15 protein-coding genes are annotated in these 14,526 nt (G+C 71.3%); 2 read left to right on the forward strand and 13 right to left on the reverse strand.

Annotated elements, in window-relative coordinates; translation table 11 throughout:
- Positions 1 to 15 precede the first annotated feature (15 nt).
- The 9 genes from ACFVM3_RS25460 to ACFVM3_RS25500 all read right to left on the reverse strand — a co-directional run bounded on the left by ACFVM3_RS25460 (position 16) and on the right by ACFVM3_RS25500 (position 8,364).
- Positions 16 to 870 carry a siderophore-interacting protein gene (locus ACFVM3_RS25460; RefSeq protein WP_378442368.1) on the reverse strand — a complete coding sequence of 285 codons (855 nt, stop codon included), beginning with the start codon at positions 868 to 870 and terminating at the stop codon, positions 16 to 18.
- Positions 867 to 1,100, reverse strand: coding sequence for a phosphopantetheine-binding protein (locus tag ACFVM3_RS25465; RefSeq protein WP_378442370.1), 234 nt, complete (start codon positions 1,098 to 1,100; stop codon positions 867 to 869). The genes ACFVM3_RS25460 and ACFVM3_RS25465 overlap by 4 nt, the downstream gene beginning before the upstream one ends.
- Positions 1,097 to 1,768, reverse strand: coding sequence for an isochorismatase family protein (locus ACFVM3_RS25470; RefSeq protein WP_378442372.1), 672 nt, complete (start codon positions 1,766 to 1,768; stop codon positions 1,097 to 1,099). Before ACFVM3_RS25470 ends, ACFVM3_RS25465 begins: the two co-directional genes overlap by 4 nt.
- A complete protein-coding gene (locus tag ACFVM3_RS25475; RefSeq protein ID WP_378442374.1) occupies positions 1,765 to 3,387 on the reverse strand; it encodes a (2,3-dihydroxybenzoyl)adenylate synthase in 1,623 nt (540 codons plus the stop codon). The genes ACFVM3_RS25470 and ACFVM3_RS25475 overlap by 4 nt, the downstream gene beginning before the upstream one ends.
- Entirely contained in the window at positions 3,384 to 4,580 is a 1,197-nt protein-coding gene (locus ACFVM3_RS25480; protein ID WP_378442376.1) for an isochorismate synthase, read from the reverse strand. The genes ACFVM3_RS25475 and ACFVM3_RS25480 overlap by 4 nt, the downstream gene beginning before the upstream one ends.
- Before the next feature lie 145 nt (positions 4,581 to 4,725).
- A complete protein-coding gene (dhbA, locus tag ACFVM3_RS25485) occupies positions 4,726 to 5,475 on the reverse strand; it encodes a 2,3-dihydro-2,3-dihydroxybenzoate dehydrogenase (RefSeq protein ID WP_378442378.1) in 750 nt (249 codons plus the stop codon).
- 296 nt (positions 5,476 to 5,771) lie between these two features.
- Complete coding sequence (locus ACFVM3_RS25490; protein ID WP_378442380.1) at positions 5,772 to 6,233, reverse strand: GerMN domain-containing protein; 462 nt, start codon at positions 6,231 to 6,233, stop codon at positions 5,772 to 5,774.
- Positions 6,230 to 7,636, reverse strand: a complete 1,407-nt coding sequence (locus ACFVM3_RS25495; protein ID WP_378442382.1) for an ATP-binding protein — start codon at positions 7,634 to 7,636, stop codon at positions 6,230 to 6,232. Before ACFVM3_RS25495 ends, ACFVM3_RS25490 begins: the two co-directional genes overlap by 4 nt.
- Positions 7,633 to 8,364 (reverse strand): response regulator, encoded by a 732-nt coding sequence (locus tag ACFVM3_RS25500; protein ID WP_378442384.1) that lies wholly within the window; start codon positions 8,362 to 8,364, stop codon positions 7,633 to 7,635. The genes ACFVM3_RS25495 and ACFVM3_RS25500 overlap by 4 nt, the downstream gene beginning before the upstream one ends.
- A 154-nt stretch (positions 8,365 to 8,518) precedes the next feature.
- Between ACFVM3_RS25500 and ACFVM3_RS25505 the strand changes: the two genes are divergently transcribed.
- Entirely contained in the window at positions 8,519 to 9,025 is a 507-nt protein-coding gene (locus ACFVM3_RS25505) for a M15 family metallopeptidase (RefSeq protein WP_378442432.1), read from the forward strand.
- On the opposite strand, the gene ACFVM3_RS25510 is transcribed toward ACFVM3_RS25505, so the two are convergent.
- Positions 9,015 to 10,016, reverse strand: coding sequence for a saccharopine dehydrogenase family protein (locus ACFVM3_RS25510; protein ID WP_378442386.1), 1,002 nt, complete (start codon positions 10,014 to 10,016; stop codon positions 9,015 to 9,017). The genes ACFVM3_RS25505 and ACFVM3_RS25510 overlap by 11 nt on opposite strands.
- Before the next feature lie 99 nt (positions 10,017 to 10,115).
- Between ACFVM3_RS25510 and ACFVM3_RS25515 the strand changes: the two genes are divergently transcribed.
- A complete protein-coding gene (locus ACFVM3_RS25515; protein WP_378442387.1) occupies positions 10,116 to 11,045 on the forward strand; it encodes a helix-turn-helix domain-containing protein in 930 nt (309 codons plus the stop codon).
- On the opposite strand, the gene ACFVM3_RS25520 is transcribed toward ACFVM3_RS25515, so the two are convergent.
- Genes ACFVM3_RS25520 through ACFVM3_RS25530 form a run of 3 tightly spaced genes read right to left on the reverse strand, consistent with a single transcriptional unit; the run spans position 11,026 to position 14,516 of the window.
- Positions 11,026 to 11,847 (reverse strand): SGNH/GDSL hydrolase family protein, encoded by an 822-nt coding sequence (locus ACFVM3_RS25520; RefSeq protein WP_378442389.1) that lies wholly within the window; start codon positions 11,845 to 11,847, stop codon positions 11,026 to 11,028. The two genes, ACFVM3_RS25515 and ACFVM3_RS25520, sit on opposite strands and share 20 nt — an antisense overlap.
- A 10-nt stretch (positions 11,848 to 11,857) precedes the next feature.
- The gene (locus ACFVM3_RS25525; protein ID WP_378442390.1) at positions 11,858 to 13,114 is read right to left on the reverse strand and encodes a carboxyl transferase domain-containing protein; all 1,257 of its coding nucleotides are present in this window, start codon (positions 13,112 to 13,114) and stop codon (positions 11,858 to 11,860) included.
- The gene (locus tag ACFVM3_RS25530; protein WP_378442392.1) at positions 13,107 to 14,516 is read right to left on the reverse strand and encodes an acyl-CoA synthetase; all 1,410 of its coding nucleotides are present in this window, start codon (positions 14,514 to 14,516) and stop codon (positions 13,107 to 13,109) included. Before ACFVM3_RS25530 ends, ACFVM3_RS25525 begins: the two co-directional genes overlap by 8 nt.
- Positions 14,517 to 14,526 lie beyond the last annotated feature (10 nt).

Here is a 14,526-nt window from a genome sequence, read left to right on the forward strand (position 1 = left end):
TTTTCTTGGTGGGGATCAGTGGTCGTGCTCGTCGTCGAAGTCCGCGACGCCGCGTTTCCAGTAGCCGGTCACGTCGTGGTCGTCCTTGCCGAGCCCGAGGTCGTTCTTGAGCCAGCGGCGCAACGGCTTGATCTGTCCGGCTTCACCGGCGACCCAGGCGTAGAGCCGTTCACCGGCGGGGACCTCGATCGTCATGACCGCGCGGGCGAGCATGTCCGAGGCGCCCGGCGCGACGTCGCCGCGATGCAGCCAATGCACCTCGACGTCTTCAGGCGCGGACAGCTCGATCTCCTCGCTCGCGTCGGTGACCTCGATGAACGCCCAGCCCGCGGCGGTGCGCGGCAGCTCTTCGAGCCAGCGGGCGATCGCGGGCAGCGCGGTGAGATCACCGGCGAGCAGGTAGCGGTCGTAGGTGTGCGGCACGATCAGCCCGCCGGGTGGGCCGGCGACGTGCACCGGGGTGCCGGGGGCGACCTTCTCCGCCCAGCCGGATCCGAGCCCGCCCTTGTGCAGCGCGACGTCGAGGTCGAGTTCCCCGGAAGCCGGGTCGTACCGGCGGACCGTGTACTCGCGCGAAGTCGGCGAGGGCTTGGGCCAGCGCAGCATGTCGCCGTCCTGGACCGGCAGCCGCGGCTCGGGATCCAGCTCGGGGAACAGGACTTTCACGTGCTCGTCGGGCGAATGCGCCTCGAAACCCGCGGTTCCAGGACCGCCCAGGGTGACGCGGAGCAGTCCGGAACCGATCATCGCGGTGCGGACGACTTCGGCCGTCCGCACGCGGATCGGGTAGCCCACCTTCTCGGCGTGCTCGCCCACGCGGACTTCGGCGATGCGTTCGAGGTGCCGGTGGCGATGGTCGGCGCGGCTCACGCGGTGCTCCCGGTGAGGACCTGCGTCCAGCGGCCGAGGGTCGGTTGTTCGGCGAGGTCGGCGAACTCCAGGGTGTCGGCGCCTTCGGTGCGCCACTGCTCGACGAGGCCCATGATCCGCATCGAGTCGAGACCGAGGTCGGTGAGGTCGGTCTCCGGCTTCAGCTCGGCCGGATCGCAGCCGAGCAGCTCGGCGACGTCGGCGTGGATCTTTTCGACAGTGAGGCTCATGAGCGCGCTCCGGCGTGGATCGGGGCCAGCGCGGCGAGCGCGGCGGCCGTGGTGGTCAGCGCGCCACAACGCTGGGCGACGTACTCGCAGGCCTGGTCGTGGCGCTCGCGGGAGAAGTCCGCGACCGCGTCGCCGACGAGGAACGGCTGGATGTCGCGCATGAAGGCCTCGACCGCGGTGGCCTGGCAGCCGATATGCGCGTAGACACCGGTGATCAGCAGCTGGTCCCGGCCCGCTTCGGCGAGCTGCTCGGTGAAGGTGCTGCGCTGGAACGCGCTGTAGCGCCACTTCGTCAGGACTTTGTCACCCGGTTTCGGGGCGAGTTCGGGCACCACGTCAGCGGCGGCGGGGTCTTCGTCGATGACCGCGCCGATACCGTCGCCCCAGAACTCGGTGAGCAGGCCGCGATCCTCGGCGGCCTGGTGACCGGGCTGCGCGGTGTAGAACACCGGGACCCCCGCGGCGCGGGCGGCGTCGGCCAGCGCGGCGATGTTCGCGACCATCTCCGGCACCGGGGATCCTTCGTACGGCGCGAGGAAGTAGCGCTGCGCGTCGTGCACCAGCAGCGCGGCGCGGGCGGAATCGGGCTTCCAGCCGACCCGGCCGGCGGGCAGCTCGGCCTCCGTCGGCAGGGCGTACGGCTCGATCTTGGGCAGTGACACGTTCACTTCTCCTTCGCCAGGGCGGCCAACGCCGCCCTCAGCTCGCGTTTGCTGGTCTTGCCGACGCCGGTCACCGGGAACTCCGGCACGACCTGGACCAGATCGGGCACCTTGAACGCCGCCACCCCGCGTTCGCGGACGAACCGGCGCAGTTCCGCCGCGACGGGCTCGGCACCGGCAGCGGGGACGACGTAGGCGCAGGTGCGCTCGCCCAGATACGGGTCCGGCACCGCTACGACGGCGGCGTCGAGCACGCCGGGATGGGCCATCAGGTGGTTCTCGACCTCTTCCGCGGCCACCTTCTCGCCGCCGCGGTTGATCTGTTCCTTGGCCCTGCCGACGACTTCGAGGTGCCCCGACGGGTGCTGCCGCACGAGATCCCCGGTGCGGTAGAAACCGTCCTCGGTGAACGCGGTCTTGTTGTGCTCGGCGGCGCGGTAGTAGCCGCGGATCGTGTACGGGCCGCGGGTCAGCAACGCGCCGACCTCGCCCGGCGCGACCACATCATCCGAAGTGGACAGTGGATCGTCCGGGTTCACGACGCGGACCTCGTCGTCCGGCGAGATCGGCCGCCCCTGTGTCGCGAGGACGTACTCGTCCGGATCGTCGAGCCGGGTGTAGCAGACGAGTCCTTCGGCCATGCCGAACACCAGCTGCAGACGGCAACCCAGCGCGGGCCCGATCTTCTCGGCCAGCTCGCGCGCGCATTTGGCGCCGCCGACCAGCAGGACGTCCAAAGAGGACAGATCGCGGGTGGTTCGCGCGGCCGCCTGTGCCCACGCGGCGGCCAGCGGCGGCACGAGCCCGGTGATCGTCACGCCCTCGGCTTCGATCAGCCGGAACGCGGTGTCGGCGTCGGGACGCGGCGCGAACACCGTGGCGGCGCCCGCGTGCAGTGCCCCGAGCAGACCGGGCGAGCTGAGCGGGAAGTTGTGCGCGACCGGCAACGCGGCCAGGTACACGCTTTCCGGGCGCAGGCCACAGATCCTGGCGCTCTCGCGGACGCTGTAGAGGTAGTCGTCGTGGGTGCGCGGGATCAGTTTCGGCAGGCCGGTGCTGCCCCCGGACAGCTGGAGGAACGCGACCCCGGCGGGATCCGGATCGGGCAGGGCACGCGGTGTCGCCGCTTCGAGCACGGCGAACTCCTCCGTGCCGACGACGAAGACGTTGCGCACCGAAGGGATTTCGGCGGCGACCGCATGTGCCATGGCCGCGTGGCCGAACCGCTCGTGCTCGCCGATGGTCAGGATCGCCGCGGCCTCGCTCTGCTCGGCGAAGTGCCGCAGCTCGCTCGCCCGGTGCGCGGGCAGCGCGAACACCGGCAACGCGCCCGCCCGCCACAGTCCGAACACGACGGACGCGAACTCCGGCACGTTCGGCAGCTGCACGACGACCCGGTCGCCCGGCTGGATCCCGGCACCGGCGAACCCGGCCGCGAGCCGGTGCGCCCGTTCGTCGAGTTCGGCGAAGGTCCAGCGGGCGTTCTCGCCGATCACGGCGGAGCGCTCGGCGTACGCCTCGGCGAGACTGGTCAGCAGCTTGCCGAAGGTCTGGCCGCGCCAATATCCCGAAGCCCGGTAGCGCGCGGCCGTTTCGGGCGGCCAAGGCACGTGATCGGGGTTCATACCGCCCCCTCCAGGCCGAGCGCGCGCAGCATGGTGCCGAACTTCGCGCCGGTCTCGGCGAGTTCGGCCGCCGGATCGGAACCCGCCACCACTCCCGCGCCGGCGAACAGCCGCACGGTACGGTCACGGACCTCGGCGCAGCGGATGGTGACGACCCATTCGCCGTCACCGTCCTGATCGGTCCAGCCGACGAGACCCGCGTAATAGCCCCGATCCTCGGGCTCCAGCGCGGCGATCGTGTCGCGGGCGAGCGCCGTCGGCACGCCACAGACGGCGGGTGTCGGGTGCAGCGCTTCCGCCAGCCCGAGCGCGGACGAACCGGCGTCACCCGGGTCGGCGAGCCGTCCGCTGATCCTGGTCGAGAGGTGCCACATCGTGGGCGTGCCGATGACCTCGGGTTCGGCCGGGACGTCGAGGTCGACGCAGAACCGGCCCAGGACTTCGGCCACCTGGGCGGCGACGTGGGCGTGTTCGGCACGGTCCTTTTCGGACGCCAGCAGATCCTCGATCCGGCGGGCGTTTTCGACGTCGTCGCCCACCCTCTTCCGCGACCCGGCGAGCGGGTTCGCCGTCACGACCCGGCCGCGACGGGAAACCAGCAGTTCCGGGCTCGCGCCGACCAGGGTGCGCGGCGCGGGGTCCCCGGGCGCGCTGACGTCGACCGCGAAAGCGTGGGCCGCCGGGTCCGCGTGGACGAGACGGGCCAGCAGCCGCGGCACGGCGATGGGGTCGCCACCGGTGACGTCGAGGCAGCGGGCCAGCACGATCTTGCGCAGGGCACCGTCGCGGATCTCGTTCAGCGCCTTGGCGACCGCGGTGGTGTAGACCTCCGGCGCGGGTCGCGACGACACCGCCCAGGTCCCGCCGCCGAGCGGGGCGACCGGACCACTCTGCTTCGGTGGTCCGGCCCGGCGCACCACGGCGGGCACCACCAGGCTGCTCGGCGCGTCGGGCCGGAATCCGATGGCCCCGGCGACCACGGGTTCGGTCACCCCCGCCACAAGGGCGGCGTCGAGGACTTCGGCGGCGGCACGGGCACGTTTGCCCGGTGCCGCGTGGACCGGGGAATACACCCCGTCGGCGAGAAGCGATCCCCGAGCGGACGAGTAGTAGAACGATCCGGGCAGGTATGCCGCCAGCAGATCGGCCGCCTGGTGGACCGGCCTTGGTCGGGCCGGTGCAGGTGAGGACACGACTGGATTCCCTTTCGCGAATACTACTGACCAGGTCGGCACCCGTGGTGCCCTGTGCGGCGCGGAACGCGATCCCCGGACGCGCCTCTTCGGTTAGCCTAACCTAATCGTACGGACCCGAAAAGTCTTCGTTGCGTCATCGAGATCACGCGCGGAGCGTGGCCCCGCCGTCGACGTAGAGGTTCTGCATCGTGATGTGCCGCGCGCGGTCGGAGGCCAAAAACAGGACCGCGTCGGCGATATCGGCCGGTTCGGCTATCCGGCCCAACGGTATGCCGACACGGTATTGCCCCAAATTCCCCGCGATGACACGGTCCGCGCCGTTCGCGTCTGTCCACAGTAGACGTTGCATGTCGGTGTCGGTCGAGCCGGGAGAGACGATGTTGCAGCGGATTCCGGAGCCGGCGAGTTCGAGTCCGAGACAGCGGGTCAGCATCGTCGCGGCCGCCTTCGACGCGGCGTAGGCGGCCATCCCGCTGCGCGGGACTCCCGCCGCGTTCGACCCGACGGTCACGAGCACACCGCTCCGGCGGGGCACCATCCGGCGAGAAATCTCGCGGAGCACGGTGAAAACACCGGTGGAGTTGACCGCGAAGGTCGCCGCCCAGTCTTCGTCGCTCGTGTCGCAGACGGACCCCGGCTTCAGTACCCCGGCGACGGACGCGCCGACCCCGATCGGCCCGAGTTCGCGTTCGACCTCGTCGACGACCCGCGCGACGGCGGCGGGATCGCCGACGTCCGCGACGAACGACGTCACTCCGTCCCGGGGAGAGCTTTCCACCAGGTCCACGGCCGCCACGATCGCGCCCGCCCCGGCGAGCCCGTCCACGACGGCCGCCCCGATCCCGCGCGCGCCTCCGGTGACGAGTGCGACCCTGCCCTCGATCCCCTCCACGCCACAACCCCCGTTCCATTTGCTTAGCCTTGCCTAAGCTAGCGGGCCGATCGAGACAAAGCGAGGGACCGACACCGGTGATCCGGGACACTTCCGGTGGGGACCGTGCGGGTAAAAATGCAGTGGCACGTGTCGTCCGCGTGTGCCTGACCTGGAAAGCGGCAGGCCGAAGACGTAACTCACGTGATCAGACGCCGAACTCACGTGATCGAAGGCGGAACTCGAGTGTGCGGAGCCTGATCACGCGAGTTACGCCTCCAATCACGTGAGTTGCGTGTCCGGGCACGCGAGATCGCCTAGCCGGGCAAGGGACACGACAGCGGACCACGCACGGTTCCCTCACCCCGCAACGTGATCTGCGCACTCCCGCCGAGAGCGTCCCTGGCGGTGCACACGATCTGGTCGACCGCCCTCGCCGACAACCCGGCGACGCCCACCGACAGGGTCACCGTGACCCCGTTCGGCGCGGGCGTCTGGTCCAGAACCGCGGTGCCGGGCGGGACTTCCGTGGTGTAGTCCCGTTCCCGCTCACTCTCGTCCGGCCCGGCGGCGAGCAGATCGACAGGACTCGCCGGAGGCAGTTCCCGCGCCAGTGGACGCAACACGCGCACCGGCTGCCCGCCGGACAGGAAGTAGAGCACCGCACCGTTCGCCGGACCCGCCGGCGCGGGTGCTCCGGAGATCACGGCACTGGGCCGGACTCCGCAGCCCGCGACCAAGAAGACGACAAACAGCGCCGAAAGCCAGTTCTTCCTCATGCCGTCACTCCCAGCCGGGGCAAGCGCAGCGTGAACACCGCGCCGCCGTCGACGCCGTTGGCCGCGCTCAAGGTTCCGCCGTGCAGCCGGGCGTTCTCCCAGGCGATCGCCAGTCCGAGTCCGCTGCCGCCGGACCTCGCCCTGGCCGAATCCGCCTTGTAGAACCGGTCGAACACGTGCGGGAGCACCTCGGGCGCCAGCCCGGGACCGCGATCCGAGACCTCCAGGGTGATCCATTCCCCCGCTTCCGTAAGCCGGAGCGCGACCGGCTTTCCCCCGTGCCGCAACGCGTTCCCGACCAGGTTCGCCACGATGACGTCCACCCGCCTCGGATCCCACTCGGCGAAGATCCCGGAAGGCAGGTCTCCCTCCACTTCGCCCGTCCAGCCCCGGATGCGCAAGCTCGCCGTGACCACCTCGGCGACGTCGACCTCCTCCCGCGCCAGCGCGGCGGCCCCGGCGTCGAAGCGGGAGACCTCGATGAGGTCGTTCACCAGCCGCGTCAGGTTGTGCGTCTCCTCGATGCTCATCTTCGCCGCGCGACCGGCGTCACCCGGCAGCTTCGACGCCTCCTGCTCCAGCACGTCCGCGACCGCGGTCATCGCGGCGAGCGGGGTGCGCAGTTCGTGGGAGACGTCGGCGACGAACCGCCGCGCGTCGGCTTCCATCCGTTCCAGCTCGCCGACGTGCCGCTCCAGCGCTTCGGCCGTCTCGTTGAACGTACGCGCCACCCCGGCCAGTTCGTCCGAGCCGCGGACGCTGATCCGCGCCCGCAGGTCGCCCTTTCCCAGCCGCCGTGCCGCGTCACCCAGTTCCCGCACCGGCCGCAGGACCCCGCGGGCGGCCAGCAACGCCAGCCCGATGGCGAAGACGAGCGCCACCCCGCCGATCAGCCAGGCACGGGTGGCGAGTTGGTCGATGCTCTTCGCCTCCGGCGCCATGCTGCGCGCGATGTAGGCCTCGATGCCCGAATCCCGTTCCTGCCCACCGGGAAGCAGCACCGTGAACCTGGTGCCCACCACCAGCATCGGCGTGCCGCGGGAGTCGACTCGCTGCCAGGCGACGTTTCCCGACCGGACCCGTTCACGAAGCTCGGGCGAGATCAGCGCCCGCATCTGTTCGGTCCCGCTCGACTTGTCCTCGTACAGGACCAGAGAGCTCAGATTCCGATCGGACAGCTCGCCGCTGATCCGGCTCAGCGTCCCGTCCCCCGGCGGCAGCGGGCCGAGCGGGAACAGCGCGGTGGCCTTGTCGACCAGGACGCGGGCGGTGGCGTCCTGCGCCTGCTGAAGGATCACTGTGCGGGACTGGACGTAGGCGCCACCGGCGACCGTCGCGGCGGTGATCACGACCAGCAGGCTGAACGCCAGGAGCAGCCGGGTGCGCAGGCCACCGAGCTTCACAGTGGCCCGAAGCGGTAGCCGAATCCGCGGACCGTCTGCACGTACACCGGCGCGGACGAGTCGTCCTCGATCTTCGCGCGCAGCCGCTGCACACAGGCGTCGACGACACGGGAGTCGCCGAAGTACCCGTGTTCCCACACGCTTTCCAGCAGATACTGACGGCTGAGCACCCGGCCGGGTACCTGCGTGAGTTCGAGCAGGAGCCGCAGTTCGGTCGGGGCGAGGGCGACGGGCTTGTCCCCCTTGGTCACCGTCAGCGCGGCACGGTCGATGCCGAGGTCGCCGTGCCGCTCGATCTCGGCAGGCGTGGGCACCGCCGCGGGTTGCCCGCTGCGGCGCAGCACCGCGCGGATCCGCGCCTCCAGCACCTGGGCCCTGGCGGGTTTGACCACGTAGTCGTCCGCGCCGGCGGCGAGCCCGGCCACCACGTCGATGTCCTCGTTGCGCGCGGTGAGCATGATGATCGGCAGATCCCCCGCCGCCCGGATCCGGCGGCAGACCTCGAAACCGTCGAGTCCGGGCAACATCAGGTCCAGTACGACGATATCCGGCGGCCGGGACGCGAGCCGGGCGAGGCCTTCCTCGCCGGTGGCCACCGCGTCGACCGCGTGGCCGCGGCCGCCCAGCGCCATGCTGAGCCCGTCACGCACGGCTTGATCGTCCTCGATGAGCAGCACCCTGGGCATGCCGACGACTATCGCAGCGCCGGACGGAATCCGCTCGTCCATGACACGCCATGGTGCCGATCCCGTTTCCACGGAACGTCCACGGAATGTCTTGGTTCTGTCACGGCGCGCTCCGTGCGGAACGGTGACATTTTCGTCGGCGTCCGCGCACGTCGCCGCGATCGGGTTCGCACAGGCGTCGGCGAGTGTCGACGCCATGAAAGAACTCGTGCTCGCGGCGATCACCCGCGTCCTCGCGGTACTACTGCTGATCCCGGCGTGGCTGCGATCCCCCGGCCAGGCACGCCGGCTCGCCTGCGGGTGGGCGCTGTCGCTGCGGTTCCCCGCCGAAAACCTCGCCGGGCTCACCGCCGGAACGCTCGCCGCGTTCACCGCCGCCAGGACCGAGGCGTTCTGGCGGCACCGCACCCTCCTCGGCGTCACCTCGGGACACCGGGACGCCGCCGAGCAGCATCGGCTGTACCTCGCTGAGACCGCCCGCGGCGGCAAGCGTGTCCTGCCGCCGCAGGATTCCGCGCACGTCAGCGGTACCGCGCTGGACGTCCGGCCGCGCGAGGGCGCGCAGTGGCTGGAGGACCACGGCGCCCGCTTCGCGCTTTACCGGATCTACGACAACGAGTGGTGGCATTTCGAGTACCGGCCGGGTGAGACTCCGCCCGTGCGGCTGCCGCATCCGGGCTGGCGAGCCGGTGTCATCCCGTGACGGTGATCCGCGGCGCCAGCGCCGCAAGGAAGCCTGCCGCGTCGAAGACCTCACCCGCCGAGACGACCCCGGTCGCCTTGGTCCGGCCATCGAGCACGCGCTGGACGGCCTCCACCACCAGCGGAGCCGTGATCGCGTAGATGTCCTGCCCCCGCGCGACGATCCGCCGTTCTTCGCCGCCGGATCGCACCACGACGTCGACCACGAACTCCTGCGAGGACGGGCCGTCGGCGGGAGGCGCGGGGGTCTCGGGTCTCACGACCTCGCGGGCCGCGTTCACGGTCATGTACGTGGTCACTTCGGGAATGTCGAGGTGACTGGGGACGGTGACGACGTCGGCCATCGTGAACTCGGCGAGCACGGCGCGGGTCCCGAGCGGCGCGGGGAAGTCCCAGTCCAGCTCCGGCAGCGCGTCGTCACGGTGTTCGATCCGGCCGCCGGAGAAGCGGATCCGCTTTCCGTCGCGCCGCTCCCGCGAGACCCTGCCCGCCGCGCGAGTCCCTTCCGTCGGGTGCCAGCTGCTCAGCCCGTAGGCGACGTGGGCTTCATCGGCGGACGTCCAGTCACCCATCGCTGCGGTGACCATCAGGTCGCCGAGGCCGCCGAAGAACGCCATCGCCGGGATCACCGTCGCTCCCGCGGCGCGGTCGCCGAACCGCGCGAAGGTGTCGATGTTCGCTTCGAGCTCCGCGGCCACGTCCAGGTACGGGACGCCTGCCCGCAGCGCCGCTTCGATCACCGGAGCGGCGGTGTCGGCGAAGGGTCCGGCGGCGTTGATCACCGCGTCCGCGCCGGCGAACGCGCGGTCTAGCGAGGCCGGGTCGTCGACCGACGCCTGGCGCACGTCGAGATCGGGCCAAGGCAGGCCGCGCAGTTTCGCCTCGTCACGTCCCACGGCCAGCACGCCGAACCCGCGTTCGCGCAACTCCGCCACCACGAACCGTCCGGTGTGCCCGTAAGCCCCGAACACCGCGACGTCGTACGTACCCATGGTTTCTCCTGCCTTCGGTCGATCCACTGTGGACCATCCTGTCGGCCGATCCGGCCGATCGACAGTGTCCGGAACGCCATCATGCGTACACTTTCGGACATGAGTACCGTCGCCCTCGCCGCCACGGACGGGATGCTGCAGTTCGAGCTGTCCATCGCCAACGAGGTCTTCGACACGGGCCTGTACGAATTCGGCGTCTACGGCTCGAAACCGGTGAAGGTCGGCCGGTTCCTGCTCGAACCCGATCACGGGCTCGACGAGCTGAAGCGCGCCCGCACCGTCATCGTCCCCGGCTGGGCCGACATCGACGTCGATCCGCCGCCGGATCTGGTCGAGGCCGTGCGCGCCGCCCACGAAGCGGGGGCGCGGGTGGCGTCCCTGTGCACGGGCGCGTTCGTGCTGGCGGCCGCCGGTCTGCTCGACGGACGCCGGGCGACGACGCACTGGGCGCACACCGACGTCCTCGCCGCCCGGTTTCCCTCGGTGGAGGTCGATCCGGACGTCCTCTACGTCGACAACGGCAGCGTGCTCACCTCCGCGGGCAAGGCCGCCGCGATGGACCTGTGCCTGCATCTGGTCCGGACCGACCACGGTTCGGCGGTCGCGAACTCCATCGCCCGCCGCCTCGTCGTCCCGCCGCACCGCGCGGGCGGACAGGCCCAGTTCGTCACCGCCCCGGTGCCCGACCAGGACGACCATCCGCTCGGCGGCCTGCTCCCCTGGGTCACCGAACGGCTCGACCGGCCGCTGACCGTCGAGGACCTCGCCCGGCACGCGAACATGAGTTCACGCAACCTGGCACGGCACTTCAGGTCGGCGACCGGGACGACGCCGTTGCGCTGGCTGCTGAACCAGCGCATCCGCCGCGCACAAGAACTCCTGGAGCGGACCGACGACAGCGTCGACCTGATCGCCGAGGCCACCGGGATGGGTACCGCCGCCACGCTGCGGCGGCACTTCAACCGCACGGTCGGGGTGCCGCCGGACAGCTACCGCCGCACTTTCCGCGCTAAGGCAGCCGTGCCGTGATCAGGTCCGCGACAGCCGCCATGCCGGCCTCGTTCGGGTGATACGGCACGCGTCCCGGCGCGGCCGCGTACCGCTCCATCCACGGAACGGCGGCACAGGCGTCGTGGTTCGCGCTGGACGCGGCCGCCGGGATCAGGGTGGCCCGTTCGGCGCGGGCCGCCCGCCGGGTCGCCGCCGCGAGCCGGTCCGCGACCTCGCGTTCGAAGGCCAGCTGCTCCGGGGTGAGGGGAACGCCGTCGCAGGCGGGCGCGGTGCGCGGCACGATCGTCAGATAGTCGACGACCAGCACACGCGCTCGCGGCGCGCGCCGATGGACCGCCGCGATGACGGCGCCGATCTTCTCGTGCACCGTGGCCAGTGCCGCGCGGACGGCGTCCTGGTCGACCTGGCCGCAGTTCGCGCCGCCGGTGTTCTGGCAGGCATAGGTGAACAGGCTCCCGACGTAGCCGACGTCGTTACCGCCGATGGTGACGGTCACCAGCCGGGTTTCCCTGGTGACGGCGTCGATCTGTGGCGGTTGCCCGGCCTGTCCGGTGGTGAGGATGTTCGCCGTGGTCGCTCCGCTGCACGTGACATCGGTGAGGGCGAATCCGCGTTCCCCGGCCACGAGAGTCGCGTAGTTCTTCGTCGAACGTCCGCACGCCGCGGGGGTTCCTGGTTGCTGTGGCGGGATTCCGGGCCCCGCGGCGAAGGAACTGCCCATGGCGACGTAGCGGGCGGCTCCGGCGGCTTGGCCGGGCGGCGTGGCCAGGAGACCGAGCGTGACCGCGGCGAGCACCGCGACGGAAATCCGCTTGAACATGGCGAACCCCTTATCTCAGGAAGGTGACCGGTTCCGGTCCCGCGATGCCGTCGATGACACCGAGGGCGAGCAGATCTTCGGGACGTGGCTTCAGCGCGTCGGCGAGGGCTGGGATCTCTTCAGGATCCCGTTTGAGGATCCCGGCCGCCAGTTCCGGGGCGATGACGGAGAAACAGGCGTCCGGGGTCAGCCAGATCCGGTCGGCCGAGCAGAAGGCGAGCGCTCCGCCCGATCCTCCTTCCCCGACCACCAGGGTCGTGATCGGCACTTCCGCCGCCGCGATCGTGCCGAACAGTTCGGCGATGGCGTTCCCTGCGCCGTCCGTCTCCGCGGCCGGATCGGCGGCCGCGCCCGGGGTGTCGACGAGGGTCAGCACCGGCATCCCCAGCCGGTCGGCGAGGCGGATCAGCCGGGTCGCCGTCCGGAAACCGGCGGGCGTGGTCGCGGTCCCGGTCTGCGCGGCGAAGGCGATCGCCCGCCCGCCCCTGTTTCCGAACCCGCAGAGGACGCCGTCGTCGGCGCCGCCCCGGAGGGCGACGCGGGTGTCGAAGTAGTCGTCGAGGTAGGCGCTCGCGCGGGGGCGGTCCGCCGACCGGGCGCGGAGAACGGCCTGCCAGCCGTCCGGGGCGGGATCGAGGGCGCCGAGCGCGCGGGGCAGATCCGCCGGACGGTTCCGGGGAGCACCGGTCAGGAGACCGAGCCAGACCTCCAGCCGGTCGGTGATCGCCTCTTCGGCCACGAGTTCGTCGACATATCCGGCCGCGTACTGGCTTTCCGCCGTGTACGCGGGATCGTCGGCGTACCGCTCCTGCCGCACCCGGCGTCCGGCGAACCCCACTTGGGCGCCGGGGACGGCGAGCACGACATCGGCGTCGGCGCCGAGGGACGCCCACACCCCGCCGGTGGTGGGATGCCGCGCGACGGTGATGTGCGGCAGCCGCTCTTCGCGCAGCGACGCCAGACCGCGCGCGATCCGCTGCAGTTGCCGCAGCGCCGGGACGCCCTCCTGCATCCGGGTGCCGCCCGTGGACAGCAGCGAGACGACGGGCAGGCGGTGCGAGCGCGCCTCGTCGAGCGCCTGCTCGATGAGCGCGCCGGTGCCGGTCCCGACCGAACCGCCGAGGAAACCGAACTCGAAGCGGATCACCACGACCTCGTGGCCGCCGATCTTCGCGCGCTCCCAGACCACCGACTCGTCCGTGCCCGTGCGTTCCCTGGCGTGTGCCAGGGAAGCGGCGTAACCGTCCCAGCCCAGCGGGTCAGTCATGGAGAGCCCGCTTGAGGACCTTGCCCATCTCGTTGCGGGGCAACGCTTCCAGATAGTGCACGACCCGCGGCCGCTTGTGCGGGGACAGCAGACCGGCGACGTGGTCGGCGAGTTCGCCCGCCGTCGGCTTGGCCCCGGCCGGGACGATCCAGGCCACGATGCGCTCGCCGAGGTCGTCGTCCGGCTCCCCGGTGACGGCCGCCTCCGCGACCCCCGGATGCTCCAGGAGCGCGTTCTCGATCTCACCGGCGCCGATCTTGTAGCCGCCGCTCTTGATCAGGTCGGTGGCGCGGCGGCCCACGATCCGCACGTAGCCGTCCGGATCGCGCACCGCCATGTCACCGGTCTTGAACCAGCCGTCGCGCATCGCGGCATCCGTGGCGTCCGGCCGGTTCAGGTAGCCGAGGAACAGGTTCGGACCGCGGACCTCGATCTCGCCGACGGACTCGCCGGTGAGCGGTTCTCCCGCGTCGTCGACCAGCCGCAGTTCGACGCCGGGCACCGGCGGGCCGACCGCACCGGGCCGCCGGTCCCCCGTGGCGCGGACACCGCAGTTCATCAGCGTTTCGGTCATGCCATAGCGTTCGACGACCCGTTGTCCGGTCGCGGCGGTGATCCGCTCGTGGTCGGTGGCCGGCAGAGCCGCCGAGCCCGAGACCAGCAGCCGCGCCGCGCCCACTCCGGCGGCCAGCGCGGGATCGGCCTCGCAGTCGGCCGCGAGCCGGTGGTACATCGTCGGGACACCGAAGAGCATCGTGCCCGCACCGGCCAGTTCCTTCGCGGCCGCTTCGGTCGAGAACCGGCCGAGGTGGTGCAGCGAACCGCCTCGTCGCAGCGGGCCGACGACGCCCAGGATCAGGCCGTGCACATGGAACAGCGGAAGGGCGTGCACGAGGACGTCGGCGTCGGTCCAGTCCCAGATCTCCGCGAGCGCGTCGAGATTCGACGCCACCGCCCGGCGCGGGAGGAGGACTCCCTTCGGCGGTCCGGTGGTGCCCGAGGTGTAGATGACGAACGCCGGGCTCTCCGGATCCGGTTCCTCACCTTGCCAAGGTGTGCCCGACGTATCCAGCTCGACCGGAATTCGCTGCGCCACATCGAGTTCCGGTGGCAGCTCGGCGTCCGGCGCGGCCAGCACGAGGTCCGGCGAGCTGTCGGCGACGATATGCGCCAGTTCGCGGGAACCGGCCTTCGGGTTGATCGGTACCACCGGGACTCCGGCGGTCAGCGCGGCGACGATCGCGACGCAGGTCCGCAGCGTCGGTGTCGCCCACACCGCGACCCGTGTGCGGCCGGTCAGCGTGGCGGCGAGCGGACCCGCGACGCGCGCGAGTTCGCCGTAGGTCAGGGATTCGGCGCCGAACCGCAGGGCGACGCGGTCACTCTTCCCGGCAACCAGCATGGATCTCCTC

Source organism: Amycolatopsis sp. NPDC057786 (genome assembly GCF_042797905.1).
Lineage (GTDB): Bacteria > Actinomycetota > Actinomycetes > Mycobacteriales > Pseudonocardiaceae > Amycolatopsis.

Coding starts and splice junctions, on each gene's coding strand:
- ACFVM3_RS25465 (WP_378442370.1), bottom strand. CDS start 1,100: ATGAGCCTCACTGTCGAAAAGATCCACGCCGACGTCGCCGAGCTGCTC.
- ACFVM3_RS25475 (WP_378442374.1), bottom strand. CDS start 3,387: ATGAACCCCGATCACGTGCCTTGGCCGCCCGAAACGGCCGCGCGCTAC.
- ACFVM3_RS25490 (WP_378442380.1), bottom strand. CDS start 6,233: ATGAGGAAGAACTGGCTTTCGGCGCTGTTTGTCGTCTTCTTGGTCGCG.
- ACFVM3_RS25500 (WP_378442384.1), bottom strand. CDS start 8,364: ATGGACGAGCGGATTCCGTCCGGCGCTGCGATAGTCGTCGGCATGCCC.
- ACFVM3_RS25505 (WP_378442432.1), top strand. CDS start 8,519: ATGAAAGAACTCGTGCTCGCGGCGATCACCCGCGTCCTCGCGGTACTA.
- ACFVM3_RS25510 (WP_378442386.1), bottom strand. CDS start 10,016: ATGGGTACGTACGACGTCGCGGTGTTCGGGGCTTACGGGCACACCGGA.
- ACFVM3_RS25515 (WP_378442387.1), top strand. CDS start 10,116: ATGAGTACCGTCGCCCTCGCCGCCACGGACGGGATGCTGCAGTTCGAG.
- ACFVM3_RS25520 (WP_378442389.1), bottom strand. CDS start 11,847: ATGTTCAAGCGGATTTCCGTCGCGGTGCTCGCCGCGGTCACGCTCGGT.
- ACFVM3_RS25525 (WP_378442390.1), bottom strand. CDS start 13,114: ATGACTGACCCGCTGGGCTGGGACGGTTACGCCGCTTCCCTGGCACAC.
- ACFVM3_RS25530 (WP_378442392.1), bottom strand. CDS start 14,516: ATGCTGGTTGCCGGGAAGAGTGACCGCGTCGCCCTGCGGTTCGGCGCC.